Origin of the sequence: Methanocaldococcus indicus (genome assembly GCF_049554935.1) — an archaeon.
Classification (GTDB): Archaea; AGJL01; Methanococci; order Methanococcales; family Methanocaldococcaceae; genus Methanocaldococcus; species Methanocaldococcus indicus.
In genome coordinates this window covers 1,232,088-1,257,820 of sequence record NZ_CP186926.1, presented here as the reverse complement: position 1 = coordinate 1,257,820, position 25,733 = coordinate 1,232,088, and the positions used below count along the sequence as shown (strand labels likewise).

30 protein-coding genes and 1 tRNA gene are annotated in these 25,733 nt (G+C 27.4%); 13 read left to right on the top strand and 18 right to left on the bottom strand.

Translation table 11 applies throughout. The features are described from left to right. Window positions 1-28: 28 nt before the first annotated feature. Genes ACPB8Q_RS07120 through ACPB8Q_RS07090 form a run of 7 tightly spaced genes read right to left on the bottom strand, consistent with a single transcriptional unit; the run spans window position 29 to window position 6,256 of the window. Entirely contained in the window at window positions 29-1,159 is a 1,131-nt protein-coding gene (locus ACPB8Q_RS07120) for an ABC transporter ATP-binding protein (RefSeq protein WP_423792485.1), read from the bottom strand. 16 nt (window positions 1,160-1,175) lie between these two features. Next, entirely contained in the window at window positions 1,176-1,973 is a 798-nt protein-coding gene (gene surE, locus ACPB8Q_RS07115) for a 5'/3'-nucleotidase SurE (RefSeq protein ID WP_423792484.1), read from the bottom strand. A gap of 10 nt (window positions 1,974-1,983) precedes the next feature. Next, on the bottom strand, window positions 1,984-2,379 hold the full coding sequence (locus tag ACPB8Q_RS07110; protein WP_423792483.1) for an HTH domain-containing protein: 396 nt from the start codon (window positions 2,377-2,379) through the stop codon (window positions 1,984-1,986). Then, complete coding sequence (locus ACPB8Q_RS07105) at window positions 2,376-3,023, bottom strand: HPP family protein (RefSeq protein ID WP_423792482.1); 648 nt, start codon at window positions 3,021-3,023, stop codon at window positions 2,376-2,378. The genes ACPB8Q_RS07110 and ACPB8Q_RS07105 overlap by 4 nt, the downstream gene beginning before the upstream one ends. Further along, window positions 3,020-4,069 (bottom strand): MnmC family methyltransferase, encoded by a 1,050-nt coding sequence (locus tag ACPB8Q_RS07100; protein ID WP_423792481.1) that lies wholly within the window; start codon window positions 4,067-4,069, stop codon window positions 3,020-3,022. Before ACPB8Q_RS07100 ends, ACPB8Q_RS07105 begins: the two co-directional genes overlap by 4 nt. Beyond that, window positions 4,045-4,503 (bottom strand): adenylyltransferase/cytidyltransferase family protein, encoded by a 459-nt coding sequence (locus ACPB8Q_RS07095; protein ID WP_423792480.1) that lies wholly within the window; start codon window positions 4,501-4,503, stop codon window positions 4,045-4,047. Before ACPB8Q_RS07095 ends, ACPB8Q_RS07100 begins: the two co-directional genes overlap by 25 nt. Next, window positions 4,493-6,256, bottom strand: a complete 1,764-nt coding sequence (locus ACPB8Q_RS07090; protein WP_423792479.1) for an ATP-binding cassette domain-containing protein — start codon at window positions 6,254-6,256, stop codon at window positions 4,493-4,495. The genes ACPB8Q_RS07095 and ACPB8Q_RS07090 overlap by 11 nt, the downstream gene beginning before the upstream one ends. A 119-nt stretch (window positions 6,257-6,375) precedes the next feature. On the opposite strand from ACPB8Q_RS07090, the gene ACPB8Q_RS07085 reads away from it, so the two are divergent. The 3 genes from ACPB8Q_RS07085 to ACPB8Q_RS07075 all read left to right on the top strand — a co-directional run bounded on the left by ACPB8Q_RS07085 (window position 6,376) and on the right by ACPB8Q_RS07075 (window position 9,567). Then, a complete protein-coding gene (locus ACPB8Q_RS07085) occupies window positions 6,376-7,017 on the top strand; it encodes a 4Fe-4S binding protein (RefSeq protein ID WP_423792478.1) in 642 nt (213 codons plus the stop codon). Between the two features lie 600 nt (window positions 7,018-7,617). Next, window positions 7,618-8,715, top strand: a complete 1,098-nt coding sequence (hisC, locus tag ACPB8Q_RS07080; protein WP_423792477.1) for a histidinol-phosphate transaminase — start codon at window positions 7,618-7,620, stop codon at window positions 8,713-8,715. 6 nt (window positions 8,716-8,721) lie between these two features. Further along, window positions 8,722-9,567 carry an ATP-binding protein gene (locus tag ACPB8Q_RS07075; RefSeq protein ID WP_423792476.1) on the top strand — a complete coding sequence of 282 codons (846 nt, stop codon included), beginning with the start codon at window positions 8,722-8,724 and terminating at the stop codon, window positions 9,565-9,567. Window positions 9,568-9,569: 2 nt separating this feature from the next. Here the strand turns inward: ACPB8Q_RS07075 and ACPB8Q_RS07070 are convergent, their stop codons facing one another. The 5 genes from ACPB8Q_RS07070 to ACPB8Q_RS07050 form a co-directional block, all read right to left on the bottom strand. Then, window positions 9,570-10,463, bottom strand: a complete 894-nt coding sequence (locus ACPB8Q_RS07070; protein ID WP_423792475.1) for a hypothetical protein — start codon at window positions 10,461-10,463, stop codon at window positions 9,570-9,572. Window positions 10,464-10,488: 25 nt separating this feature from the next. Further along, window positions 10,489-10,577: transfer RNA gene (locus tag ACPB8Q_RS07065), tRNA-Sec, on the bottom strand. A 95-nt stretch (window positions 10,578-10,672) separates the two neighbouring features. After that, on the bottom strand, window positions 10,673-11,506 hold the full coding sequence (dapF, locus tag ACPB8Q_RS07060) for a diaminopimelate epimerase (protein WP_423793430.1): 834 nt from the start codon (window positions 11,504-11,506) through the stop codon (window positions 10,673-10,675). Then, window positions 11,503-11,775, bottom strand: coding sequence for a PRC-barrel domain-containing protein (locus tag ACPB8Q_RS07055; RefSeq protein ID WP_423792474.1), 273 nt, complete (start codon window positions 11,773-11,775; stop codon window positions 11,503-11,505). The genes dapF and ACPB8Q_RS07055 overlap by 4 nt, the downstream gene beginning before the upstream one ends. Further along, window positions 11,775-12,335: an NTP transferase domain-containing protein gene (locus ACPB8Q_RS07050; RefSeq protein WP_423792473.1), complete on the bottom strand. Its 561-nt coding sequence runs from the start codon at window positions 12,333-12,335 to the stop codon at window positions 11,775-11,777. The genes ACPB8Q_RS07055 and ACPB8Q_RS07050 overlap by 1 nt, the downstream gene beginning before the upstream one ends. Before the next feature lie 20 nt (window positions 12,336-12,355). On the opposite strand from ACPB8Q_RS07050, the gene asnB reads away from it, so the two are divergent. Continuing rightward, a complete protein-coding gene (asnB, locus tag ACPB8Q_RS07045) occupies window positions 12,356-13,855 on the top strand; it encodes an asparagine synthetase B family protein (protein WP_423792472.1) in 1,500 nt (499 codons plus the stop codon). 74 nt (window positions 13,856-13,929) lie between these two features. Here the strand turns inward: asnB and ACPB8Q_RS07040 are convergent, their stop codons facing one another. From ACPB8Q_RS07040 to ACPB8Q_RS07025, 4 genes are read right to left on the bottom strand one after another with little or no spacing between them, the layout of a single operon-like run. Continuing rightward, window positions 13,930-14,955 (bottom strand): ATP-binding protein, encoded by a 1,026-nt coding sequence (locus ACPB8Q_RS07040; RefSeq protein WP_423793429.1) that lies wholly within the window; start codon window positions 14,953-14,955, stop codon window positions 13,930-13,932. Window positions 14,956-14,977: 22 nt separating this feature from the next. After that, window positions 14,978-15,853 (bottom strand): type II methionyl aminopeptidase, encoded by an 876-nt coding sequence (map, locus tag ACPB8Q_RS07035; protein ID WP_423792471.1) that lies wholly within the window; start codon window positions 15,851-15,853, stop codon window positions 14,978-14,980. A 7-nt stretch (window positions 15,854-15,860) separates the two neighbouring features. Next, window positions 15,861-16,625, bottom strand: a complete 765-nt coding sequence (locus ACPB8Q_RS07030) for an AAA family ATPase (RefSeq protein ID WP_423792470.1) — start codon at window positions 16,623-16,625, stop codon at window positions 15,861-15,863. A gap of 54 nt (window positions 16,626-16,679) precedes the next feature. Further along, window positions 16,680-17,267 (bottom strand): ZPR1 zinc finger domain-containing protein, encoded by a 588-nt coding sequence (locus tag ACPB8Q_RS07025; RefSeq protein WP_423792469.1) that lies wholly within the window; start codon window positions 17,265-17,267, stop codon window positions 16,680-16,682. Between the two features lie 190 nt (window positions 17,268-17,457). Here ACPB8Q_RS07025 and ACPB8Q_RS07020 point away from each other — a divergent pair, with 190 nt between their 5' ends. Both ACPB8Q_RS07020 and ACPB8Q_RS07015 read left to right on the top strand, forming a co-directional pair. Beyond that, window positions 17,458-17,790 (top strand): hypothetical protein, encoded by a 333-nt coding sequence (locus tag ACPB8Q_RS07020; protein ID WP_423792468.1) that lies wholly within the window; start codon window positions 17,458-17,460, stop codon window positions 17,788-17,790. Between the two features lie 21 nt (window positions 17,791-17,811). Beyond that, on the top strand, window positions 17,812-18,669 hold the full coding sequence (locus ACPB8Q_RS07015; protein ID WP_423792467.1) for an MEMO1 family protein: 858 nt from the start codon (window positions 17,812-17,814) through the stop codon (window positions 18,667-18,669). Here ACPB8Q_RS07015 and trmY read toward each other — a convergent pair. Both trmY and ACPB8Q_RS07005 read right to left on the bottom strand, forming a co-directional pair. Beyond that, window positions 18,653-19,264, bottom strand: a complete 612-nt coding sequence (gene trmY / locus ACPB8Q_RS07010; RefSeq protein WP_423792466.1) for a tRNA (pseudouridine(54)-N(1))-methyltransferase TrmY — start codon at window positions 19,262-19,264, stop codon at window positions 18,653-18,655. The genes ACPB8Q_RS07015 and trmY overlap by 17 nt on opposite strands. Next, window positions 19,261-20,106 carry a phosphate signaling complex PhoU family protein gene (locus tag ACPB8Q_RS07005; RefSeq protein ID WP_423792465.1) on the bottom strand — a complete coding sequence of 282 codons (846 nt, stop codon included), beginning with the start codon at window positions 20,104-20,106 and terminating at the stop codon, window positions 19,261-19,263. The genes trmY and ACPB8Q_RS07005 overlap by 4 nt, the downstream gene beginning before the upstream one ends. A gap of 84 nt (window positions 20,107-20,190) precedes the next feature. Here ACPB8Q_RS07005 and ACPB8Q_RS07000 point away from each other — a divergent pair, with 84 nt between their 5' ends. The 7 genes from ACPB8Q_RS07000 to serA all read left to right on the top strand — a co-directional run bounded on the left by ACPB8Q_RS07000 (window position 20,191) and on the right by serA (window position 25,682). Continuing rightward, window positions 20,191-20,805 (top strand): protein kinase, encoded by a 615-nt coding sequence (locus tag ACPB8Q_RS07000; RefSeq protein ID WP_423792464.1) that lies wholly within the window; start codon window positions 20,191-20,193, stop codon window positions 20,803-20,805. Between the two features lie 246 nt (window positions 20,806-21,051). Then, complete coding sequence (locus ACPB8Q_RS06995; RefSeq protein ID WP_423792463.1) at window positions 21,052-21,276, top strand: HEPN domain-containing protein; 225 nt, start codon at window positions 21,052-21,054, stop codon at window positions 21,274-21,276. Between the two features lie 176 nt (window positions 21,277-21,452). Beyond that, the gene (locus ACPB8Q_RS06990) at window positions 21,453-21,755 is read left to right on the top strand and encodes a nucleotidyltransferase domain-containing protein (protein WP_423792462.1); all 303 of its coding nucleotides are present in this window, start codon (window positions 21,453-21,455) and stop codon (window positions 21,753-21,755) included. A gap of 29 nt (window positions 21,756-21,784) precedes the next feature. Then, window positions 21,785-21,949, top strand: coding sequence for a hypothetical protein (locus ACPB8Q_RS06985; RefSeq protein WP_423792461.1), 165 nt, complete (start codon window positions 21,785-21,787; stop codon window positions 21,947-21,949). A 142-nt stretch (window positions 21,950-22,091) separates the two neighbouring features. Then, window positions 22,092-22,865, top strand: coding sequence for a proteasome assembly chaperone family protein (locus ACPB8Q_RS06980; RefSeq protein WP_423792460.1), 774 nt, complete (start codon window positions 22,092-22,094; stop codon window positions 22,863-22,865). Between the two features lie 6 nt (window positions 22,866-22,871). Then, window positions 22,872-24,101, top strand: coding sequence for a dihydroorotase (pyrC, locus tag ACPB8Q_RS06975; protein WP_423792459.1), 1,230 nt, complete (start codon window positions 22,872-22,874; stop codon window positions 24,099-24,101). A 12-nt stretch (window positions 24,102-24,113) separates the two neighbouring features. Beyond that, window positions 24,114-25,682 carry a phosphoglycerate dehydrogenase gene (gene serA / locus ACPB8Q_RS06970; protein WP_423793428.1) on the top strand — a complete coding sequence of 523 codons (1,569 nt, stop codon included), beginning with the start codon at window positions 24,114-24,116 and terminating at the stop codon, window positions 25,680-25,682. Window positions 25,683-25,733: the final 51 nt, after the last annotated feature.

The following is a 25,733-nucleotide window of genomic DNA, read 5'->3' as shown; positions in this document are numbered from 1 at the left end:
ATACACCAAAAATTACTATAAATAATTATTATTTTAGAACATTTTTAAATACTGAAATATCTCCATCATAAAAAATAATTTTTTTCCCTAATTTTTTACTTATTTCAATAAGCTCTAAATTTTTTTTATTTATTTCACCTATTGGAAAATTAGTGCAAACTACTATATCACATGTTTTTATTTCATTTACAGCTTTATCAAAATTTTCATCAGTAATTGGATTATATGCATCTTCTTCAATGATTTTTAAGTTCATTGTTTCAGCTATAAAATAATCAGCATCATTTTTATGTAAAACTCCAACTACTACATTATATCCATTTTTTACTAAATATCTCAAAACATTGGCTCCACTACCCCCTCCACAAATAACAAAAATTTTTAAATCTTTTTTTGGGTTTGATTTTAATTCAAAATATCCAATAATCTCTGAATAATTTGCTCTTTTCAAATCATAAAGTTTATTTACAGTTTCTCTTTTCATAATATTTTCAGGATAACCATAAGCCATAATTTTATTGTCTTTAATTAGCACCATCTTATCAGCAATCCTTAAAGCCAGCTCAATATCATGAAGTGTTACAATTATTGCTAATTTTTTTTCAGTTGCTAATTTTCTTAACAACAGAGTTATCTCTATCTTATGATTAGCATCTAAAAAAGTAGTTGGTTCATCTAAGATTAAAATTTTAGGCTCTTGAGCTAAAGCTCTTGCAATCATAATTTTTTGTTTTTCTCCATCACTCATTTCAAAGAAATTTTTTTCTAACAAATGAGTAGCATTTACTAATTTGGCGCTTTCATATATTATTTCTTTATCTCTTTTTGATAATCGTCCAAATATATCAGTATATGGATATCTTCCAATGGCTATAATATCAAATCCTGTTAAATTTCCAGGATTTACTCTTTCAGTCAAAACTACAGCCATTTCTTTGGCTAAATCTTTTGGTTTTAAATTATGAACAATCTTTCCATTTAAATATACAACTCCACTTAATGGTTTTAAGTAAGATGCAATTGTCTTTAATAATGTTGATTTTCCTGCTCCATTAGGCCCAATTATACATAATATTTCTCCTTTATTAATTTCTAAATTTATATCTTTTATAACTACATAATTTCCATAACCAACTGATAAATTTTCAGTTTTTAGCATAACATTCCACAAAAATTTAAATTTTTAAAATATCTTTATATTTTTTTCTAAATTCATCTATATTTTTTATTGTTGTATCTAATGTTAGTGGGGTTATGGATATATGTCCTTTTCTTCTTAGAACATATACATCAGTATCTTCCTCTTCTTCAAAAATTGGATATCCATCTATCCAATAGTATGGCCTACCTCTTGGGTCTTTTCTCTCTTCTACATGTGTAGAGTACATTTTTTTAGCTAATCTTGTAATTTCAACTGGTGTATTTAAATTAGCTTTTTCAGGAATATTTAAATTTAAGACATCACAAGGTAAATCATATTTTAAATATTTTTCAGCAATCTCAGCTGTTATTTTAGCAGGAATTGTAAAATCTATTGGAATAGATAACTCACTAAATTTAAAGTCATCAGTAGTCATTTGTAATGAAGAAGCTAATGCCTTAGCTCCATGATGTGCTGCTTCAAAAGCTGCTCCTAATGTTCCAGAGGTCATAATTTCAGTTCCTAAATTTTCACCTATGTTTATTCCAGATATAACCAAATCAGGAACTTTCTTTAAGATTTGATATATTCCTAAGATAACACAATCTGTTGGAGTTCCTGAAACAGCATAACCATAGATATCTTTATCTAACTTTACCTTAGTCATTCTTAATGGCTCAAATAAACTTATAGCCCTCCCAATACCACTCTGCTGATTTGTTGGAGCTACTATTGTTATATTTGCATTTTTAAATTTTTCTTTTAAAGCTTTGTAAAGAGAAACTAATGAAGGAGAATATATTCCATCATCATTAACTATTAAAATGTCCAAAATCCCACCTTTAATTTTTAAACCATTCTGGAGTGTCTATTAACTTATAGCCTCCATAAGGGCCAGTTTTACTCTCTATAACAAAACCTAATTTTTTTAAATCACTAATTCTATTATGAACAGCCACTCTACTCTTTCTATTTATATAACTCTTTAAAAATTCTCCTGAAATAAAGTCAGTATTTTTTACAAAAATATCTGAATTTTCTAAAATCTCTTTGGCTTTGTCTTTTCCATACTTTTCTATTAATTTAGAATATAATTCATTTATTCCAATTAAAATATTTAAAAGGATAAAATGACCAAAATCCAACTTTATATTTTTCTCATAAGCTTTCTCTAAGAATTTCCATAAATCATAATCTTTTCTATAAATTATTTTTTCTAATTCCTCTTTAATATTCATGCTTTTTTCCCTCTGGCTTTTGCCAATTTTCTTGCTAATGCAACCATTCCAATCTCAACTAATCCAACAAAGAACTTCTCTAAACCTCCACATTCCCATATAGCTTTTCCAAATGTTGTTTTTTTAATTATTTCCTCATATTCTTTTGGAGTTATATCTTTCCCAGTTGTTTTCTTTGTTACTATTGCAGCTGCTTCCATTAATTCTTCCCAACTAACATCTTTAAGATAGTTATGGAGCTCTTTAAAAATTTTATAGACAGGAATCTCATAAAGCTTAGCTAATGTCTTAACAATATCACAATTTCTAACCATTCCTACAACTCTACCATCTCTTGACAATACAGGAATACTAACAACTTTATATTTAACAAACTTTAAAACTACATCTCTTGCTTCATCATCTTCATAAACATAAATAACATCTTCCTTAGGAAGCATAATTTTAGTTATATTTTCATTAAATTCTTTTTCTTTTAATCCCAACAATTCTAAAGTAGTTATCCACCCAATTAATTTATCTTCTTTATTTAATATTGGTGCAGAAAATCTTTTTTTCTTTTTTAGTTTTTCTATTGCATCAATAATTCTATAATCCTCATAAATCTTAACAAAATTTTTATCCATTAAATCTTTAACTTTCATTCTTCCACCAGTATATTTAAAATACTACTCTCATTAAAATAGTATTCTCTTATCTTTTTTATAATTAGTGTTGAGTTTAAATTTTCTTTCTGAATATCTAAAATATGCTCTGGAATAGCTCCTCTCTTAATTCTTTTTGTGGATATATATTTATTCATTTTTATAAGCTTATCTTTTAATTTCTCTTTCAGTTTTTCTCTATTTTTAATAATTTCTTCTTTCTCATTCCCTATATAAGGAATTGAATTGATAGATAAAGCTATAACTCTTTCATCCACTAAATTTATTCTACCTTCATTATAGTTTTTATATGCCAAAGTAATTCCTCTTTTTCTCCCTATACTTTTTTCCTCAGTTATATAGAAGTTGCTTTCAACCAAACCAGCTCTGAATGGGATAGAGGATGAATAAGACAATAAAACTGAATTCTTTTTCATAGATTTATATAAATTATTTAAAAAATTTAAGGTGTATAATGTAGGGTCTCTTTTAGGAGAGAAAGCATCATGAAAAATAACATCATACTCTAATCTTTTTGATTTAATAAATTCTCTTGCATCAACAACATTTACAGTTATATTGTTATATGAAGATGTGTATTCAATCCCTCTTTTATTTAAAAAGTATTCTCTTATTTTATCTTTAACAATTTCATGCTCTTTTAAAGGAATATCTAAAAATATAGAAAGGAAAAGAACTTCTTCACAAATCTCTACTAAGTCAATTCTACTCTCAATATTGTAATGAAGAGCTGCAACTGCATTGTATGTTAAACCTGAGCATAAATCTAAAATTTTAGGTTTATTTTTAAATTTTATTTTTGAAGGAATTGCAAATTTATATATACTTTCAGTTAAAGCTCCAACCTTAGAATGCATTAATTCTCCATAAGTTGGAAGTGTATATGTATTATCATCAGTTTTTATTAGTAAGTTGTTCTTAATTAACTCTCTTAAAAGTTGTTTTTTTATATCTTCTTCATTATTTAAGTTATATCTTGGAATATATTTTTTTATTATTCTTATTGCTTCTTCTCTTGGTAGCATTTATTAAACCTTCTTAATATTTCTTTTACAATATCATAGGAACTATGGAATGGACATCTTATATAATTTTTAAATCTAACAACCTCAACATCTAAACCAAAATTTTTTAATTTTTGTTTTAATTCTTCTTCTTTAAAAGTTTCCTGGTCAGGACCTAAAACTATAATATCAGGCTTTTCTTTAATAATTGGTTCAAACATATTATTTATACTACCTAAAATTGCTCTATCAACTGGTTTTAGTGCCTCAACCATAAATCTTCTTTGTTCTTCTGGAATTATTGGTTTTCTACCTTTTATTTTTTCAACTGTTTTATCTCTTGCAATAACAACAACTAACTCATCCCCTAAACTTTTAGCATACCTTAAATATTCATAGTGTCCAGGATGAAGAATATCAAAAGTTCCTGCAGCTAAAACCTTCTTACTCTTCATAGTAGTATTCTCCTTTTTCTTTTTGTATTTTGTCTCTTTGGCTACCTTCTTTATTAGCCCTTGGTCTTCCAGTTTCTGGGTCTCTTCTAAATGTTACATTCATCTCTTTTAAGAATCTATTAGCACCTTCTCTTTTATTTAGTGGAGAGCTACCTTTACCATACTTTCCTGGTTCTCCACTAAATACTATAAATCTATCAGATATATAATCTTGGAAGAGAATATCGTGGTCAACAACAAAAATCCCTGCTTCTTTTTCATCTGCTGTCCTTCTAATTACTTTTGAGACTGCTAATCTTTGTTCAATATCTAAGAAAGCAGAGGGCTCATCTAATAAATAGATATCAGCATCTCTACTTAAACATAATGCAATAGCAACTCTTTGCAACTCTCCTCCTGAGAGTTCTTTAACTTCCCTATCTAACAACTTCTCTAATTGAAGTGGATTTAATATTTCTGTTTTATAGTAGGAAGAGTGTATATTTGCCACCTGAGATAATAAATCCTCAACAGTTCCATCATAATCAGGAGTTATATACTGAGGTTTGTAAGATACTTTAATATCTTTATCTTTAATAACTTCTCCCTCATCAGGAGTTATAACATTTGCCAACAACTTTATAAATGTTGTTTTACCTATTCCATTAGGTCCTAAAATGCCTATAACCTCCCCTTTATATATTGTTCCTCCTTCAACTTCCAACTTAAAACTTCCTAAACTCTTTTTTATAGATGAGTAAGTTAAAAGAGTAGGTCTATTTTTGTAATCAATAACAGCCCTTTTCTCAAAAATTATAGGTTCTTTCCTAAACCTTATATTTTCCTCTTTTAGTTCTCCATAGAGATATTCATTTATTCCAACTCTTACACTTTTAGGTAAGGAAACTATCCCATAAGCTCCTGGAACTCCATACATGATATGAACAAAATCTGATAAGTAATCTAAAACAATTAAGTCATGCTCAACAACTACAACTCTATTGAGTTCTCTAACCAACTTAGCCATATTAAACCTTTGTTTGACATCTAACCAAGATGTGGGCTCATCAAAGAAGTATATATCTCCTTCTCTTAAATAAGCAGCAGCAATAGCAACTCTTTGCAACTCTCCTCCTGAAAGTTGAGACAACTCTCTATCCAAGATATTTTTTAATTCAAGCTTTTCAACAACATAGTCAAACATCCCTTTTTCATCCACTTTCTTTAACAACTCCCCGACCTTACCTTTAACAACCTTAGGTAGAATATCAACATACTGAACTTTATGAATTGGCTTTATCTTTTTTTCTTTTAAAAGTTCAAAATAACTTTGTAGTTCAGTCCCTCTAAAATATTTAATAACATCATCATAACTTATATTTTCATCATGCTTTCCTAAATTAGGAATTAATTCTCCAGCTAAAATCCTTATAACAGTAGATTTACCTATTGCATTCTGTCCTATAATTCCAACTACACCCTCTCTTGGCACAACTAATCCAAACAATTTAAATCTATTCTGTCCATAGGAATGAACTATCTTATCCTCTCCTAACTCTTCAGGAAGTCCAATTATTGATATTGCCTTAAATGGACATTTTTTTACACAAATCCCACATCCTGAACATAAAACCTCTGATATTACAGGTTTTCCTGTTTTTTCATCTAATTCAATAGTTTTCTCTCCCATTCTTACTCCTGGACAGTACTTTATACATTCCAATGAGCATTTTTTTGGCTGACATCTTTCATAATCTATAATAGCTAATCTCAAACTACCACCTTATTACTTTTTATGAATTTTTATATCAAATTTGGATGAGATAAACATAAATAGCTATTTATAATTAAGAGCAACATAAATAGATAAATAAAATAAATTTAATTTTAGAGATGGTAGAGATTATGAAACTTCAAACAATTAGAAGAATCTCACAATCAATATTCTTTATTAGATACTTATTAGTCAATAAGTTTAATTTGAGTATTATTAGATTTATGTATTCTTATCTAAGTTATTTGATTGTTATTCCTGTTGTTTTAGCTTTAATATTTGGTAGGGTTTATTGTGGATGGATGTGTCCATTTGGATTTTTGTTTGATTTATCATATAAGTTAAGAGTCAAAATATCCAAATTAAGAAAACTTCCAAAAATTGATGATAAACTTCACAATAAACTAATTTATATAAAATACTTTGTATTAGTAATGATAACTATATTATTTGTTATTGGAATAAAATTTAAAATGTTAGTTTTAGGAGTATTTTTATTAGTAGTATTTATGGTACTATCTTTCTACATTCCAAGATTTTTTTGCAGATATATTTGTCCTGTTGGAGCATTATTGAGTTTATTCTCTAAAATTTCAGTAGTAAAGTTAAGGATAGATTTTGATAGATGTGTAAAATGTAGATTGTGTGAATTTAAATGTCCTATGCAAATAAAATTGACTGAAAATATAAATCAGATGGAATGTATAAGATGTTTTGAATGCTATTCGGTATGTAGAAAAAAAGCAATTAAATTTAAATAATTAAATTATTTTTTTAATAATTAATCAAACATATTCATTTAAAACTTTGGGTATAGCAGAGGTTATCGAAAAATTATAAGAAGGAAAAAAATTTAATAATATTGGTAGATTAGACCATATAAGCAAGTGATAAGATATTATGAGAAATTGTGGTTGATAATAAATAAATGTCTTTACTTTTTTCTAATTTCTCGTTTAATTTTAGTCTGTCTTTTGTTTCAAAGCCTCTAAATCTCGCTTTAATGACCCCTCTAAGTTTATATATTCTCTTCATTAAAAATTCTCAGATTTTTTGGGATTTTCTTTACATAAATTATTTATAATACCTAAAATAAAGTTTATTATAACATTACTATACTATATTATTATTTCCTATTTTCTATCATATATTTTCCAGTATCATTGTCTTTTTTTGTATTTTCCTCTGCTCATATTTTTTATTACTTTACTCCACATTTTATGTTTTTTCGACAACCTCTATTTGTGTAGAGTAAATATTTATTTTTAGTTATCAAAATTTTTAATAACTTCAAAAATTCATTAAGCTTTTTAATTATAGATTGATAATAGTTTATATCCAGTTGGTGGAGGAGAGTAAATATGGAAGTTAAAGAAAATGTAAAAAAATTAAAACCTTATGTGCCAGGAAAATCAAAAGAGGAAATAATGAGAAGATATAATTTAAAGAAGATTATAAAACTTGGTTCTAATGAGAATCCTTGGGGCTCTTCTGAATTAGCCAAAAAATTAATTTTAGATGAATTAGATAATATCCATCAATATCCAGAGCCAATAAATCCAATTTTAATGAATGAGTTAAGTAAATTTTTAGGAGTTGATGAAAAAAATATAATTGTTGGAGGTGATGGAGCTGATGAGATTTTAGATGTGATTTTTAAAACTTTTGTAGATAAAGATGATGAAGTAATTATTCCTATTCCTACATTTACACAATATAGATTATTAGCTGATATTTATTCAGCAAAAATAAGATTTGCTAAGTTTGATAAAGAAAAAGATTTTAAGTTAGATGTTGATAGTGTTTTGAGTCAAATAACTAATAAAACTAAGGTAATATTTTTATGTTCTCCAAATAATCCAACAGGAAATATAATTGACAATAAAGATATAAAGAAGATAATTGAAGAGGCAGAAAATTCATTAGTTGTTATTGACCATGCATATATTGAGTATGCTAAAAAAGAGTATGATTGGACTAAGAAAATTAATGATTATGATAATATCCTAATTTTAAGAACATTCTCCAAAGTATTTGGATTAGCTGGTTTAAGAGTTGGATATGGAGTAGCTAATGAAAATATAATAAGTTATATGATGAGAGTTAAACCTACATTTAGCTTAACAAGATTGAGCCAAGTAGGTGCAATAGGAGCTTTAAGAGATAGAAAGTTTTTTAACTTTTGTGTTAATGAAGGGATAAAAGTTAGGGAATACCTATACAAAGAACTTAAAAAATTCAAAGATATTAATGTTTATCCTTCTGAGGCAAACTACTTGTTGGTTGAGCTAAAAACTATGAAGTCAAAAGATTTTTGTGAAGAACTTTTAAAAAGAGGTGTTATTGTAAGAGATTGCTCATCTTTTGAAGGTTTAGGAGATAACTATGTAAGAATATCTATTGGAACATTTGAAGAAATTAAAGAGTTTTTAGAGATTTTAAAAGATATTATTCAGTGAATTTTTATGGAATTTTCAGAATGGACTAAAACAAAAAGAAAATTAAATAATTTAGAGCAATTAAAAAATGAGATAAGAGAGCAGTTTAAGAATATTGATAAAAAAGCTATTGCTATGGTTTCTGGTGGAAAAGATAGTGCTGTTGCTGTTGCATTGGCTTTGGAATGTGGTATTGATGTTAAATATTTAGTTCATTTTTATCATAGATGGAGCTGGGAAATAGCAAAGAAAAATGTAGAATATCTATCAAAAAAATTTGATATTCCAGTTATTTATAAAGATATTAGTGAAGAACTATTAAGAAGGATAAAAGGAGCAAAAGGAGGAAGTATTTGTAGAATTTGTAAAAATATTATGAAAGATTTTACAGCTGATATTGCAAAAGAGAATAATATAAAAGTTATACTAACAGGAGATTCTGCATTAGATAGAATAGTTGGAGCAGTTATGAACTATCTTAGATTAGAGTATGGAGATGTTATCTATAATAGAATGGAACTAACACCTGTTCCAAAAAAATATAAACTTTTGTTTTTTAGACCATTGATAAGGTTGGCTTATGAAGATATATTAAAGCTTCAAGAATACTACAATCTAAAAATTGAGAAAGCTCATGAGGTGGGAGATAGGCATTTATGGAGAGAAGGTTGTTGTTTGCAGTATGCTGATTACAATGCTGAATTAAATGAAGAATTATTTAATCAGTTGTATAAATATAACAAAATAGCAACTGAAATAGCCAAAAAATATGGATTCAGAGCTTCTATAAAACTACCTTCAAAAGAGATTTTAACAGTTCCTGATGAAGAGAAATATAAAGAACTGATAAGAAAAAATATAAAATTTTATTGAATTTACTTTATTTTGTTATCTTCAAATATTTCAAAAGCTTTAAGTTCTTCTTTTGTTAATGGATATATATAAAATTTAACATCCTCAACTAAACACATACTTTTTATTAATCTATATGATTTCTTACCTTCATAGTCCTTTAAAAATGCATATATAGGTTTTTTGTTTTTTGAGATAATATATCCCACATCACTGCCAACAACCTTTATTAAAGATAAATCATCTAAAACATCACTTAAAGATTTGTTTTCATAAACTATTGGTTCTTTTTGAGTTATCTTTTTTATTAAGCTATTAAAATCATCTTCAATAAATAAAAATCCCTTATTATTAAATTCTTCTCTAAGTTTTTTAATCTGCTCATCATCTATATTATCTATTTTTACTAAAAACTCACTTACTGCAAATGTTGTCTTTAATTTAGATAATGCTCTTCTACCAAAAATTTCCTTTTTACCAAAAAATGCACAAAATATTTCTTTTTTATTTTTATAGATGACTATAAATTTCTCATTTTTAAATCTCTTTGGATAAAAGATAACTTTACTATCATTTATAAATTTATATATGTCAGAATATTTATTTATAATAATAGAATTATTCCTTACAATGGGAATTTTAGATACTTCAATAAAAAAGTCATCAGCTTTAAAGTTATTTAAATAATTATCTACATCATCAACCTTATAAACTTCTATTAAAAACTTTTCTGGCAAAATAGAAATAATATACTCCAAAGATTCATCTTTATCATTTAATTTAGAGGCTATTAACTTGGAATTTTTATAAAATAAAAAAGCATTATCTAACCTAATTATTCCAGTAAAATTTTCTAAAGAATTAATAATTTCTTTAAGTTTAGATATATCTCCAACTTTAGAATATAACTTTTCCATAAACGATTCCAAAAATAATTTTAGACGGCGCAGGGGGGGAATCGAACCCCGAGGGCTCTCGCCCTCGACGGATCTGAAGTCCGCCCCGGGCTACCAAGCCCGGTACCCCGCGCCACATAAAATCCAAGAAAATTATAAATTATATAATTCTATAAAAATCTATCTATAGAACATTAGCATAAACAAATAAATTAATTTGATTAGACATTTTAATAATCTAACAATTTTCCATCAAAGACAGTATGTGCATCTCCTTTAATATATATCCCATCTTCTTCTATCTCTATCTCTAAATTTCCTCCATCTAAGTGAGCAACAACTTTATTATCTGTCTTATTTAGATAGTGAGAAACATAAGCTGATGCTGTAGCTCCTGTTCCACATGCCATTGTATAGCCAACTCCCCTCTCCCATGTTAATATTCTAATCTCTCTCCTATTTAGAACTTTAACAAAATGCACATTTATTCTATTTGGGAATAAAGGATGATTCTCCAACTCTTTTCCAATTTTATCTAAATCTTTTCTAATACTTTCTAAGTCATCTACAAAAATTATAAGATGTGGATTACCTACACTTACAGCAGTTCCTATAAATTTTCTACCATTTATTTCTATTTTCTCATTTATCAACTCTTTATTTATTGAGAGAGGAATATCTTCAGGTTTAAATGAAGCTTTTCCCATATAAACTCTAATTTTCTTTACTTTATCATCTTCTATCTCCAACTCACAAACTCTTAAACCTGCTTTTGTTTCAACATATAAAGGATTCTTTTTTAATACTCTTTCATATACATATTTAGCAAAGCATCTAATTCCATTACCACACATCTCAGCTTCAGAACCATCTGCATTAAAAATTCTAAATTTTACATCATACTTATCAGATTTTTCAACAAATATAACTCCATCAGCTCCAACAGAGAATTTTCTTCTACAAACTCTCTTAGAGAAATTTTCTTTATCATCTACTTTTTTCTCTTTGAACTCATTAACAACTACATAATCATTTCCTAAACTATGCATTTTTGTGAATTCTATTCTATCACCTTAATATTCTCTGGTTTTAATTCTTTCTCATATACTGAAACAAAATCTTTTATTGACTTAACAGCTTTAAATAAAATTAAAACTTTCTCACTCTCTGGATACAGTTCTTTTAAAATACTTCCTTCATAAGGCATAACTTCAATAGATACAATTTTTCCAGTTTTTTCATCAAAAATAATATCTTTCAACTCTCCCAATGATGAACCTTTATCCCCTATAACTGCCTTCCCAATTATTAATTTTCCAGGCATCTTTTTCATTATATCACCAACTTTACTAAATCTAAATCATATTTTGTATTAATGTTCAATATTAATCTATCTAATATATATACTTCCTCCTTTTGATACCCACATTTTGGAGAAAGAATATTTATTCCAGCAGGAACTAAGTTTTTATATGGTTTAGTTGAGCCTACATATTTATCTTTTGGAATATACACAGAAAGAGCTTCAACATTTAGACCTTTAAAATAGCTAATAATGTTGTTGATAGTCTCACTATCTACAATTATATCAGAAGATACAACTAAAAAAGGATTATTAAAATATTTAAAGCAGTAGTTAATATCTACAATAAAACCAAAGCCATAAGTATCAACTAAAAAAATATTGTCATAGTTTTTATATTTTGAGAGTAAATATTTTTTTGTGTTTTTAGTATAAGGTGAGGTTGCAATAAATATTTTATCTATCTCCCTACTATTTAATAAAGAATTAATTACAATATCAATTAAATACTTATTATCAATTTTTATTAATGGCTTTTCTACATAGCCTAATCTACTACCTTTTCCACCAGCCATAACTAAAGCATCCATAAATCATCAGCTGATTAATTATGTGCTCAATATCAGGGATTATTGCAAAAGGTTGCTGTTTAGATGTTAGATATTCCTTAGATATGATGAAGATTTTAAAGCATAGAGGTAAAGATGGCTCAGGATTATATGTTGATGATGACGTCTATTATTTTAAAGAAGGTTTGGATAAAGATAATTTAAAGTTAGATAAAACATTTTTTATTTCTTTTGGTCATAATAGATTAGCAATAGTAGGAAGATATTTACAACCTATATCAAATGAAGATGAGAGCTTATGGGTTATATGTAATGGAGAGATTTATAACTACATAGAGATAATGAATGAGCTAAAAGAGCACACATTTAAAACTGACTCAGATAGTGAAGTTATTTTACATCTTTATGAAGATAAAGCATTGTATAGATTGGATGGAGACTATGCATATGCAATATATGACAAAAAAAAGAATATTTTAATCTTAGGTAGAGATAGATTTGGTGTAAAACCTCTATTTTATGTTGATACAGATAAATATTTTGCCTTCTCTTCTGAGAGAAAGGCTCTTTACCATCTCTTAATAAATATAAATAAAGAAAAAAAAGATTTAGATTATTTAAATTCAAAAATAAAAAGATTAAAGCCAAATAGCTATTTAATTTACTATTTAGATAATTTAAGGTATGAAATTATTGAAAAAGAGATTGTAAAAAATTCTCCTGAATTGAATATTTCTTACAATAAAGCTGTTGATTATTTAGATAAAATACTAAAAAAAGCTGTATATAAGAGGGTTAGAGGTTTAGATAGAGTAGGAGTTATTTGCTCAGGAGGTTTAGATAGCTCTTTAATAGCTTATTATTCTTCTAAGTATGTTAATACTACACTTTATGCAGTAGGAACAGAGGATAGTGAAGATTTAAAATATGCTCAAAAACTTGCTAATTATTTAAATTTAGAGCTAAAAACATATATAATTAATGAGAATGAATTTGAGGAACATTTATTTAAAGTTGTTAAAGCTTTGGATGACATAAATTTATTGAACTTATCTGTTGGAATTCCTATTTATCTATCTACTAAGTTGGCTAAAGAAGATAAATTAAAGGTTGTCTTATCAGGACAGGGAGCAGATGAAATTTTTGGAGGATATAAAAGACATGAAAATTCAGAAAATTTAAAAGAAGAGCTAATAAAAGATATAAAAAACTTATATAAGGTCAATTTAGAGAGAGATGACCATTGTAGTATGGCAAATACTATTGAACTAAGAGTTCCTTTTTTAGATTCTGAGCTTGTAGATTTCTCTTTATCACTCCCAGAAAGTTACTTAAAAGGAGAGTTAAGAAAAAAAATTTTAAGAGATGTAGCTAAAAAATATCTTCCAGAAGATATTGCTTTAAGACCAAAAAAAGCTGCTCAATATGGTACAAAATCTGAAAAGATGATATATAAAGTAGCTAAAAAATATGGTTTTTCAAAAAAGAACATAAATAAGTTCTTAGAATTTTTAAAAGAGAAGTATTGGTTTATAGAGTAGTTATTATCTTTTTTATAATAACTTCTCTTATTGCACTCCATTTTTTAATAGAAGTTAGTTTATAAGCATTAGGGCTACGCCCTTTCAATTATTTCATTAATAGCATGCCACTCAATTATTGAGGTAGGTTTGATTATACCATTAACAACATCATAAAACAAAATTTCATTTTCCACTAAAAATTTAAATTCTTTAATTAACTCTCTTTTAATAATTTCATAGTCCTCAACTTTAATTTTATCTCTAAATTTATTTAAAATTTCATATATTTTATTTTCATCTAATTCATCTGGCATATTTGCAATTAAAAACATTAATCCATCTTTCTCAATATTAATCCACTGCTTTATTGTTTCTTTAACAGATAAGCCAAGTTTTTTGTTATTTATCAGTTGAGAGATTTCATAAGGTAAAGAAAGATAGTTTAAGCAATAGTTTATTTCATCCTCATTAAAACCTTCTTCTTTTAAAATCTCCTTTATTGTTTTTTTCTCTAACCAATCAATTAAATAATATTCTGAGGCATTTTTTAATGTTGAATTTCTGTAAATTTCCTCAATAAATAATGTGTCAGAGGTCAAACAAATAACATGACAAAGATGTCTAACTTTTGTTAAATGGATAAATAAGTTAAACAACTCATTTAGTAGGGATTTACCTCCATTAAAGTAAATATTCTTTAATTTTTGAAGTTCATCAATAATTAAAATTGGTTTCTTCCCATCTTTAATAACTTCTTTAATGCTTTCTTTCATTTTAGTAAAGACATCATTTAAAGATAAGTTATTAAAATTAATATTTTCCTCAACTCCAAACTTAAACACTCCTAAATTAATCTCTAATTTATTTAGAAGATATTTTTTATCCCCTTTTTCAAAGAATATCTTTAAAAACTCTTCTTTTGTGGGAGTGGCATATTCTCTTAAATCATAATAAAAAAATATCAAATCATCTCTTTTAGATAGCTCTTCAATAACTCTAAGGATAACAGTTGTTTTTCCAGATGATTTAGGTCCATAAACAAACAAAATAGAATTTGGTTCTAACTGCACATAAGTTTTTAAATAATTTAATTCTCTTTCACGATTATAAAATTTTATTTTCATATAACTCTCCTAAAATCTATTTTGTAGTTATTATAACATCATTTTCAGTTATGTATATAGTATGTTCTGCCTGGCTAACCATCCCCTTATTTCTTTCAACTAATATAGGATATCCATAAATAGCTGATGCTCTTAACAAAGAATTTAAAGCAGATTTCTCTTTTTCATTATTTATAACCCATCTTTCAGCAAAAGGTAAATACTTATATTTACTTTCTATTTTTTCTAAAAGTTTTTTTGCTGTTGGTAATCTTATAGGTCTTTTAGCTAAAAACTTATAAATATTTCCTAAATTTCCATCTTTAACCATTCCAAAACCATCTGTTGCAAATGGCTCAATAGCTACTAAATCTCCAACATCTATAACCTTGTTGGTTCTTTCATATATATTGGGAATACTTGTTCCTGTATGGAGTTCATATCTATACATAACATGTCCAGATAAGTTAGATATTGGTTTATATCCATAGCTTTCTATAACTTCTTGGATAATTCTTCCCATCTCACCAATATTCATAGGAATCTCTATTTCATTGATAACAGTATATAGAGCATCTTCTGAAGCTTTAACTAAATCTTTATACTTCCCTGATAAATCAACAGTTACTGCTGTATCAGCTATATATCCATCAATATGAACTCCTAAATCTAACTTTACTATATCTTCATCACTAAAAACTAAGTCATCATTTAACTTAGGAGTATAATGAGCAGCTATCTCATTTATTGAAATATTACAAGGAAAAGCTGGCTCACCACCAAGCTCTTTTATTAAAGATTCTGCAAATTCAGCAACATCTAATAGTTTAACCCCTGGTTTAATTAATTTTTTTGTTTCTTCTCTAACCTTAGCAGCTATTTTCCCAGCTTCTATAATTTTATCAATCTCCATGATTTCATCAATTGGAATTTTTTATTAACTTATTAGCTATTTTTTCAACTTCCTTATATACTTCATTATCTTCTGGTAGATTCCAAAGGGGAATACCTTTTAAGTCATATTCAGCTATCTCCTTATTGTATGGTAAGATTCCTAAAAGATTTAGTCCTAATTCTTCAGCATATTTTTTTATTAACTCCCTATCTTCAGGTTTTACTTTATTAGCAACTACATATATATCTTTAAATTTTACCTCTAACTCATTAGCTAATTTTTTTATTCTTTCAGCTGTTTTTAACCCTCTCTTTGTAGGGTCAGTAACAACAATCATCTTATCTACATTTTGAGTAGTTCTTCTACTTAAATGCTCTAAACCTGCCTCAGTGTCAATAATAACATAATCATAGTAAGAGGAAAGATTGTCAATAATTTGCCTAAGCCAATTATTTACACTACAATAACACCCACTACCCTCTGGTCTTCCCATAACTAATAAATCATAATTATCTGTTTCAACTAAAATCTCAAATATCTTACTCTTTAAAAAATCTAACTTACTCATTCCTCCTGGAAGAGGTTTATCTTCTTCTACCATCTTTTTTAGCTCTTCTCTAATATCACCAACAGTTTTATCTACCTCCACTCCTAAGGTGTCTGGAAGATTTGAATCAGGGTCAGCATCTACAACTAAAATATTGTTTGTCTTTTTAGAGAGTGCTTTAATTAACAATGTTGTAAATGCAGTTTTTCCTACACCACCTTTACCACTAATAGCAATAATCATAAACCTTCATCCTCTAAATTTTAAATATTAAAAAATAAATAAAAAAATTTTAAATTATTTTTTCTCTTTTTCTTTGTCAATAATATTTATATTAATTCCTTCTTTTAGTTTTTCTATCTCTTCCTCACTTAAAAGTTCTTCTTCAACACCTTCCCCTATAATAGCACTATGCCCCAATGGGTCTAAAATTATGAGTGTAGCTTCATCTTTACCTTCTTTTATATCTTTTATTTTCTCTCTTAATTTTTCAGCCTTTTCTTTTTGTTCTTCTGTCTCAGCCCATCTTATTAGTGTTTGTAAAACATTATCTACTCTATTTAAAACTCCTTCAACATTACTTATAAAGCTCTCTGCTAATGGTCCTGGAGTTATCTCTACTCCCAACTCAGGAATTAATATATATCCTGAGGAACTTCTAATAACTCTTTTATTTAAATCTTCCTCTCCTTTAATTTTTAAAGAGTATCTCTTTGGCTCTCTAACTTCTAAAGGAATTACATCACTCCTTCTATAATTACACTTTTCACAAATCATAGTAGTTTCTAATACTGGCCCAAAATATGGAATTTCTATTTTATTGGAAATTATCTTAAAGCTATTTTTAGCTCCACAAATTGGACAGTCCAATCTTTGCTCTTCCATACATAACACCAAAAATTTATTTTTTTAATTAAATTTTAAATTAGGTAGTATAAAAATCATCAAATGTTATTAAGTTAATTTACATTATTTAATTTTTATATAAGATTTTTTATTAAGATAATGCAAATTATTAAATATTGTAAAAGGTAATATATAAATTTAGAGCAATAATCTCAATGGAGGGGTATTGATGATATTAGAGCTTATGGCAATATTTATTATTGGATTATTTATAGGATACTTATTATTTGGAAGAAAAAAGAGATATCAAATGGTTGGTAGAGGTTATCATGGAGGAGCTTATATTGATAGAGGTAATGGTAATAGTAGGTTTTTAGAAACTGCTGCTGGAGTAGCTGCTGGTGTTGTAGCAGGGGAGCTAATAGCTGATGCAATTGAGGATGTTGTTGAAGATGGAGGAAATGTAATTAATGAGATAGATGAAGATATTAATAATGCTATTGATTATGTTGAAGATGAAGTAAGTGATATAGCCGATGACTTTGGAGATATTGACTTTTAAAAATTTAAATAAGTGATAATTATGAAGATAAGATATCCTGCTGTTGCTGGATTCTTCTATCCTTCTGATGCTGAGGAATTAATTGAATTAATAGAGAACTGTTATTTACACAAATTAGGACCTAATTCACTACCTACAAAAGGAGGAAAATATAAAATATCTGGATATGTTTGTCCTCATGCAGGATACATTTACTCTGGACCAATAGCTGCACATTCATATTATGAACTATCTAAAAGAGCAGATTTTGATGAGATAACTGTTATTATTTTAGGTCCTAATCATACAGGTTTAGGTTCAGCTGTAAGTGTAACTGATGCTATATGGAGAACACCATTGGGGGATATTGAGCCAGATTTGGAATTTATAGAGATGTTATGGAAAGAGTGTGAAATTGTTGATTTAGATGAATTAGCCCATTTAAAAGAGCATTCTATTGAGGTTCAACTACCATTTTTAAAGCATTTAGAGCTCTTAGAAATAGCTAAATTTAAAATAGTTCCTATATCTATGATGTTCCAAGATTTTGATATAGCTATTGAAGTAGGACATTTTATAGCCAAGATAGCTAAGGAATTAGGTAGAAAAGTATTTATTATTGCTTCAACAGATTTATCTCACTATGAACCTCAAGAAATTGCAAATGAAAAAGATAGCTTAGTTATTAAGGATATATTAAACTTTGATGAAAAAAAACTTTATGAAGATGTCCATAGATACAACATATCTATGTGTGGTTATGGTCCAACAATAGCTATGATTAGAGCTATGAAACTTTTAGGTGCTAAGGAATCTAAGTTGTTGGCTTATGCAACCTCTGGGGATATAACAGGAGATTACTCTGCTGTTGTTGGTTATGCTTCTATTTTGATTGAGTAAGTTTATCTAAATAGTTGTGTATTATAGTTATACAATGATTTGCATGTAGTTCTAAAGGAGAAACAGATACTTTCTTAACTTTTAAATTTTCTAAAAATTCTTCATCCTCTTCTAATAAACCAATATGGTCTCCTAAGATAAAAACAGGATTTTTTATATCTTTTATATTTTCTATATTTTCTCCATTTTTGTGGAGATAGATTAGTTCTTTACCCTCATTTAATTTTTCTAAAACTAAATTTTTAAAATCTAATCTCTTAACATATATCCCAGGAGTTGATTCAATCCAATCATCTTTATTATCATTCTCTAAAAATTTTTTAAGTGCTTTTTTTATAAATATTGCAATATTTCTCTCATCTGGAGAAACTTTTTTTAGCTCACTTCCTACAAACTTTATACATACAGGAGGATTTGGTTCCCCACAAAGGACAGCATAAAAAATAACATCTCTTCTAATATCATGAGAAAGAAAGAAGGCATCACTTACACATCTACACAATAAATCCAACCTTCCACAACTTCCAGCTAAATCTTTTAAATTTATATTTGGAGATGTTATAGTTTTATTTGCTTTAAATATAAATTCTCTCATAATAAACCTCTTTTTAATCTTTCTGGAATAGGATTTCTTGGGATGTTATGATAGAGCTCTAAAGCAGCTTCAACTATATTAACACATCTATCTCCAAATCTTTCAACATCCTTCAAAAACATTCCCAACTGAACATAAAAATTTAAATCATCTCTCTTATTTTTTAGTGTATATTCTAACATTTCATTTAAAATTTTGTGTAACTCCTCTTCTAACTCATAAATTTTTGTTTCTTTTCTTTTAGTTATTACAATATCAACAGCTTCATTTAGCATATCTTTTAGGATTTTAAAAATTTTATCTATGAAAATTTTTAATTCTCCATCTATATAAAGTCCTTTTACTATTTCCTCAGCAATATTAGCTAAGTAATCCCCTAATCTTTCCAAGTTAGAAGCAATAACTAAGTAGGTATTTGCATAAGATATTGGCAAATATTTGAGTACATTAGTATTTAATAAAAGTTTAATTTCTTCTTCCATCTTATTTATAGAGTAATCTTTTAAAATGATTTCTTCAGCTATTTTTGTGTTGTTCTCTATTAAAGCTTTATATACTAAATTTAAGTTGTTCATTAGAAAATTTTTCATATTTTCAAAAATTCCTAAAATTTCTTTTAAAAGAAGTTCATCATCAAATTTTAAATTAGTTTTATGTAATTTGTTCATATCTACAACATAAGGATGTTTAACAATCTTCTCATCAATCAATGGCTTTAATAATCTTGCAACATATCTTCTACTTATCCCTAACTTTTCAGCTATCTCATCCTGTGTTTCTGGTTCTTCTTCAATAATTACTCTTATAATTCCTGCTAATGTTGCATCTTTTCCTCTTAACATACCTATCACCCAATTTCATATTTTGAGTATAAAACTACTAATAAATAGTTATTTTGTGTATATATAATATTTCCAGTTGATACTATGGAAAAGCTAAAAATGATAGAAAATATCTTAGATGAGAGTGCTCTTGAAGAGTTAAAAAAACTAAATGTAAAAATATTAGGAGTTATTGGTAAAGGGCATAGGGGTGTTGTTTTAAAAGGAATATATAAAAATAAAGAAGTAGCTATAAAGATTCCAAGAAGAGATGCACCAAAAAACAATCTACTAAATGAAGCTTTAATATTAAAAAAGATTGAGAAGTTTAATTTTTCTCCTAAGGTTTATGCATATGGAAAAAATTATATAATAATGGAATACATAAATGGAGAAGAACTAAAAAAGATTGTTGATAAGCTTAATAAAGAAGAATTAATAAAAGTTGTTAAAGATATATTGAAAATAACATTAATATTGGATTTAGAAGGGATAGAACATAAGGAAATACAAGGAGGAAGACATTTTTTAATTGGGGACAAAGTATATATTATAGATTTTGAAAAAGCCAAGGAAAAAAGAACATTTAAAAATTTTACATCTGCTTTATCTATGTTGTTTGTAGATGGCTATATTGCCAAGATAGTTAAAGAAAAAATAGAAGTTGATGACAACTTTATTAGAGAGTTTGGGAAGTTTTATAAAAAATTATTTAGGTAGCTCTTTTTTATAATAAAAATATCCTGACACTAGATAAAATTCTGGAATTAGTTTATGTCATTGTTATCTATTTTTACTATTGTATTATGGTCGAAGATTCACCACTATAAATACCTAAAAATTAAAAGCATTTTCAGCAACTAACTTAATATCATTGGAAATGGCTCATAAGAAATAATATCATTAGTTTATCCTAAGATTAGAAAGAAAATAACAATAATTCTAAATGGCAACAATTATTAAACGGTGAAAATTTTGCTTAATAAAGATACAAAGGAAGAGATTCAAGCACTTATGGAAATTGCAGAGGAAAATTTATCTGCTTCAAAAATTTTATTTGAAAATAAATTATATAGGGATGCAATAGCAAGGGCTTATTATGCAATATTCCATTCTGCAAAAGCATTGTTACTGACTAAAAACATTAATCCAAAAAAGCATGCTGGAGTCATAAAAATGTTTGGACTGTAATTTGTTAATGAAGGATATATTGAAGAAATTTATGGGAGAATAATAACAAAAGGTTATAGTTTAAGATGGAAAGCAGATTATACTATTTATAATCCAACTGAAGAAGAAACAGAGTCAATGGTATATGAAGCAGAGATGTTTGTTGAAAGAATAAAAAAAGCATTAGAGGAGATATTATGAATGAAGAAAAAGCAATAAAAGAGTTTGTGAATGCATTAAAATCAAAATATAAAGGTAGAATTAAAAAAATTATATTATTTGGTAGTTATGCAAGGGGAGATTACACTGAAGAGAGCGATATTGATATTTTGATAGTTGGAGATGTGGATTTTGATTATGTTATTGATTTATGCACTAAATTGTTGTTAAAATATGGAGTAGTTATAAATGCAATTATTGAGAGTGAAGAGCAGTTTAACAAAAAAATAAATTGGTCATTCCATAGGAATGTTTTAAAAGAGGGAAAGATATTGTATTAAATAATAAAACTTAGTCGTGAGAGTTGAGAATGTTAGGATTTATAGCAAATAAGGACTTTACAGAGTTTGTAAGTTTAAGGAAGAGATTATATTTTAAGTTAGTTAGAGATATTGTATGTTTTGAGAGAAATGTTATAATTAAAGATTTTGGTAGTTTATTTATAGCAATTAAAAGAAAATTAGAAAGAAAGTAACAATATAAATTAAGAAAAATAAATTAATAAAAAATTTAAGAAAAAAATTAACTATTAGAATTGATAAAATAAAATTTATAAGGAAGTTTGTAAAAACATATAAAAAGCTATTAATGACAATAAATTATTTAGGTGAGCAAATATGGTTAAAATAATAACAAGAAAAATAAAGGATGTTGAAAAATTAGAAAATGCTCTTTTAATAGAAGAGCTTCCTGGAATTGGGCATGTTGGTAGATTAGCTGCTGAGCATTTAGTTCATGAATTTAATGGAGAGAAGTTTTTAGAACTGTTTTGTTATGATTTTCCACCACAAGTATTGGTTAAAGATGATGGAACTATTGAGTATATGTGTGCAAGTTTTTATAGAATAGAAGAGCCAAAACCTATGATAATTGTTGTAGGTAATACACAAGCACTGTCTCCAATAGGACAGTATCATCTTTCAGAGGAAATTGTCAAGATTGGAATAGAGTATGGAGCCAACTTTGTATATACATTTGGAGGTTTTGGAACTGGAAAAATATCTGAGGAAATTAAAGTTTATGGAGCTACAACTAAAAAAGAACTTGCAGAGAAAATAAAAGAGTATGGTATCGTATTTAGAACTGATGGAGGAGGAATAGTTGGAGCTGCTGGATTAATGTTGTTGTTTGCTGATTTGAATAATATTCCTGGAATTTGTTTAATGGGAGAAACTCCTGGATACTTTATAGACCCTAATGCAGCTAAGGCAGTTTTAGAGAAATTTGGTAAAATAGAAAATATTGAGATTAACTTAGAGGAGTTAGAGAAGAGAGCAAAAGGTATGGAGGAGTTCTTTGACAAGATTAGAAAGTTTGAGGAAGAGATGATTAAAAACTTACAACAGCAAAAGAAACCTGCTCATGATGATGATTTAAGATATATTGGTTAGATAGGCATGATATTAAAAAACTGTAGGATTTATTTAAATAATAATTTTGTTAGTGGAGAGATAAAAATTGAAGATGGAAAAATAAAAAGAATTGCTAAAATTATTAATGAAGATGACAAAAAGGTAGATTTAAAGAATAATTTAGTTGTTCCAGGAGTTATTGATGCTCATGTGCATTTAAGATGGAGAAGTAAAAAAGAAGGTTTTAAAAGTGGTAGTTTAGCAGGCATTAATGGGGGAGTATGTTTTGTTATAGATATGCCTAATGACTCTCCTCCAATAACAAACAAAAATCTTTTTTATAAAAAATTGGATGATGCTAAAAAAGAGAAATTAAATATATATTTAAATTATGGAGTTACTGAAAAAAACTATAAAGAGAATGTTGAAGATGCCAAGGCATATAAAATTTTTATGGTAAAATCTGTTGGAGAACTCTATATTAATGACTATACTCTCCTAAAAGATATTTTATCTTTAAATAAATTTTACTGTGTACATGCAGAACATAAAGATATAATAAATGAGAACTTAAAAAAATACTCTTATAATAGCTGGTTATCTCACTGTTTGATTAGAGATAATAGAGCTGAATATGAAGCAGTAAAAGAAATCATTAAAAATTTAACAAATGCAAAAGTCCATTTTTGCCATATTTCTACAAAAGAATCAATAAATATTTTGAAAGATGCTAAGAAAAATTTTAAGATAACTGTTGAAGTTACTCCTCATCATCTATATTTAACAAAGGATAAAGCAGAGATGTTAAAAGGTTTTGGGAAAGTTAATCCTCCTTTAAGAGATAAAGAAGATATAATTTCATTGATTAATGGAATTAATAATGGAGTAGTGGATATTATTGCCTCTGACCATGCTCCTCATTTAATAGAGGAAAAATTAAAAGATGTAAATGAATGTCCTTCTGGAATTCCTGGATTGGAAACATTAGTTCCACTAACTATAAATTTAGCAAACAAAAATTTAATTAGCTTAGAAAAAGCTATCTCTTTAATATCCTTAAACCCAGCTAAAATTTTTAATATAGATAATGAGATAAAAGAGGGAAATGTTGCAAATCTAACAGTTATAGATATAAAAAAAGAAGGAAAAATAAATCCTGAATTATTTGAGAGTAGAGCAAAATTTTCCCCATTTGAAGGTTTGGAAGTGAAAGGATTCCCAGTATATACTGTTGTTAATGGAGAGTTGTTTGAAGCTTATGGATGCAAAATATAAAAAATGGTGGAAATTGTGAAGATATTAGTTACTGACCCAATACATGAAGATGCTATAAAGATTTTGAGAGAGATTGGAGAGGTAGAAGTTGCTACAAACTTAACAAAAGAGGAACTTTTAAAAAAAATTGAAGATGCAGATATTTTAGTTGTGAGAAGTGGAACAAAAGTTGATAGTGAGGTTATAGATAGAGCTAAGAAGCTAAAAATTATTGGTAGAGCAGGAGTTGGAGTGGATAATATAGATGTTGAGAAAGCAACAGAGAAGGGAATTATTGTTGTAAATGCTCCTGACGCCTCTTCTATTTCTGTTGCAGAACTAACATTAGGTTTAATTCTTTCAGCTGCAAGAAATATACCTCAAGCAAATGAATCAGTTAAAAGAGGAGAATGGGACAGGAAGAGATTTAAAGGTATTGAGTTGTATGGAAAAACCTTAGGAGTTATTGGATTGGGAAGAATAGGACAGCAAGTAGTAAAGAGAGCTAAGGCATTTGGAATGGATATTGTTGGATATGACCCATATATTTCAAAAGAAGTAGCTAATGAGTTAGGAGTTAGATTGTTAGATAGTGTGCAAGATGTATGTAGAGAAGCTGATATTATAACTGTTCATGTTCCACTAACTCCAAAAACAAAAGGATTGATTGGAGAAGAAGAATTTAATCTAATGAAAAAAAATGCTATTGTGGTTAATTGTGCAAGAGGAGGAATAATTGATGAAAAAGCTCTATACAAAGCTTTAAAAGAAAAAAGAATTAGAGCAGCTGCTTTGGATGTATTTGAAGAAGAACCACCTAAAAACAACCCATTGTTAGAGTTAGATAATTTAATATGTACTCCTCATTTAGGAGCATCAACAGAAGAGGCACAAAAATCAGCTGGGACAATTGTTGCTGAACAAATAAAAAAGATAGTTAATGGTGAGTTAGCAGAAAATATTGTAAATTTACCAAATCTACCAAAAGAAAAATTAGGTAAGTTAAAACCTTATTTAGTTCTTTCAGAGATATTAGGGAATATAGTTATGCAGGTTTTAGATGGAACAGTAAAAAAAATAAAAATAATATATTCAGGAGATTTAGCAAAAGAAAATACAAATCTTTTAAAAAGAAGTTTTTTAAAAGGATTATTGTCTCCAATACTATTGGCAGGAGTCAATTTAGTAAATGCTGAAATTTTAGCTAAAAATAGAGGAATTGAGGTTATAGAATTAAAGACATCAGAGGATAAAAATTATATTAAAATTGAAGCTGAAGGAGATAAGAAAAGTTTTTCAATTTCAGGGACAATAATTAACAACAAACCAGTAATTTTGGAAATAAACAATTATCCAGTCAATTTTATTCCTGAAGGTGTTTTAGCAATAACTAATCATATAGATAGACCAGGAGTTGTAGGTAAAGTAGGAATAATATTAGGAGAGTATGGAGTAAATATTGCTGGAATGCAAGTGGGTAGAAAAGAACCAGGAGGAGAGGCAGTAATGATTCTCTCATTAGACAATCCAATTCCAGAAGAAGCTTTAAAGAAGATAAAAGAACTACCATATATCAAAGATATATCTGTTATTAAACTTTAAAATTTTTTAATATTTTCTAAATTTATTTTACATCTTATATCTTGTAAGAAA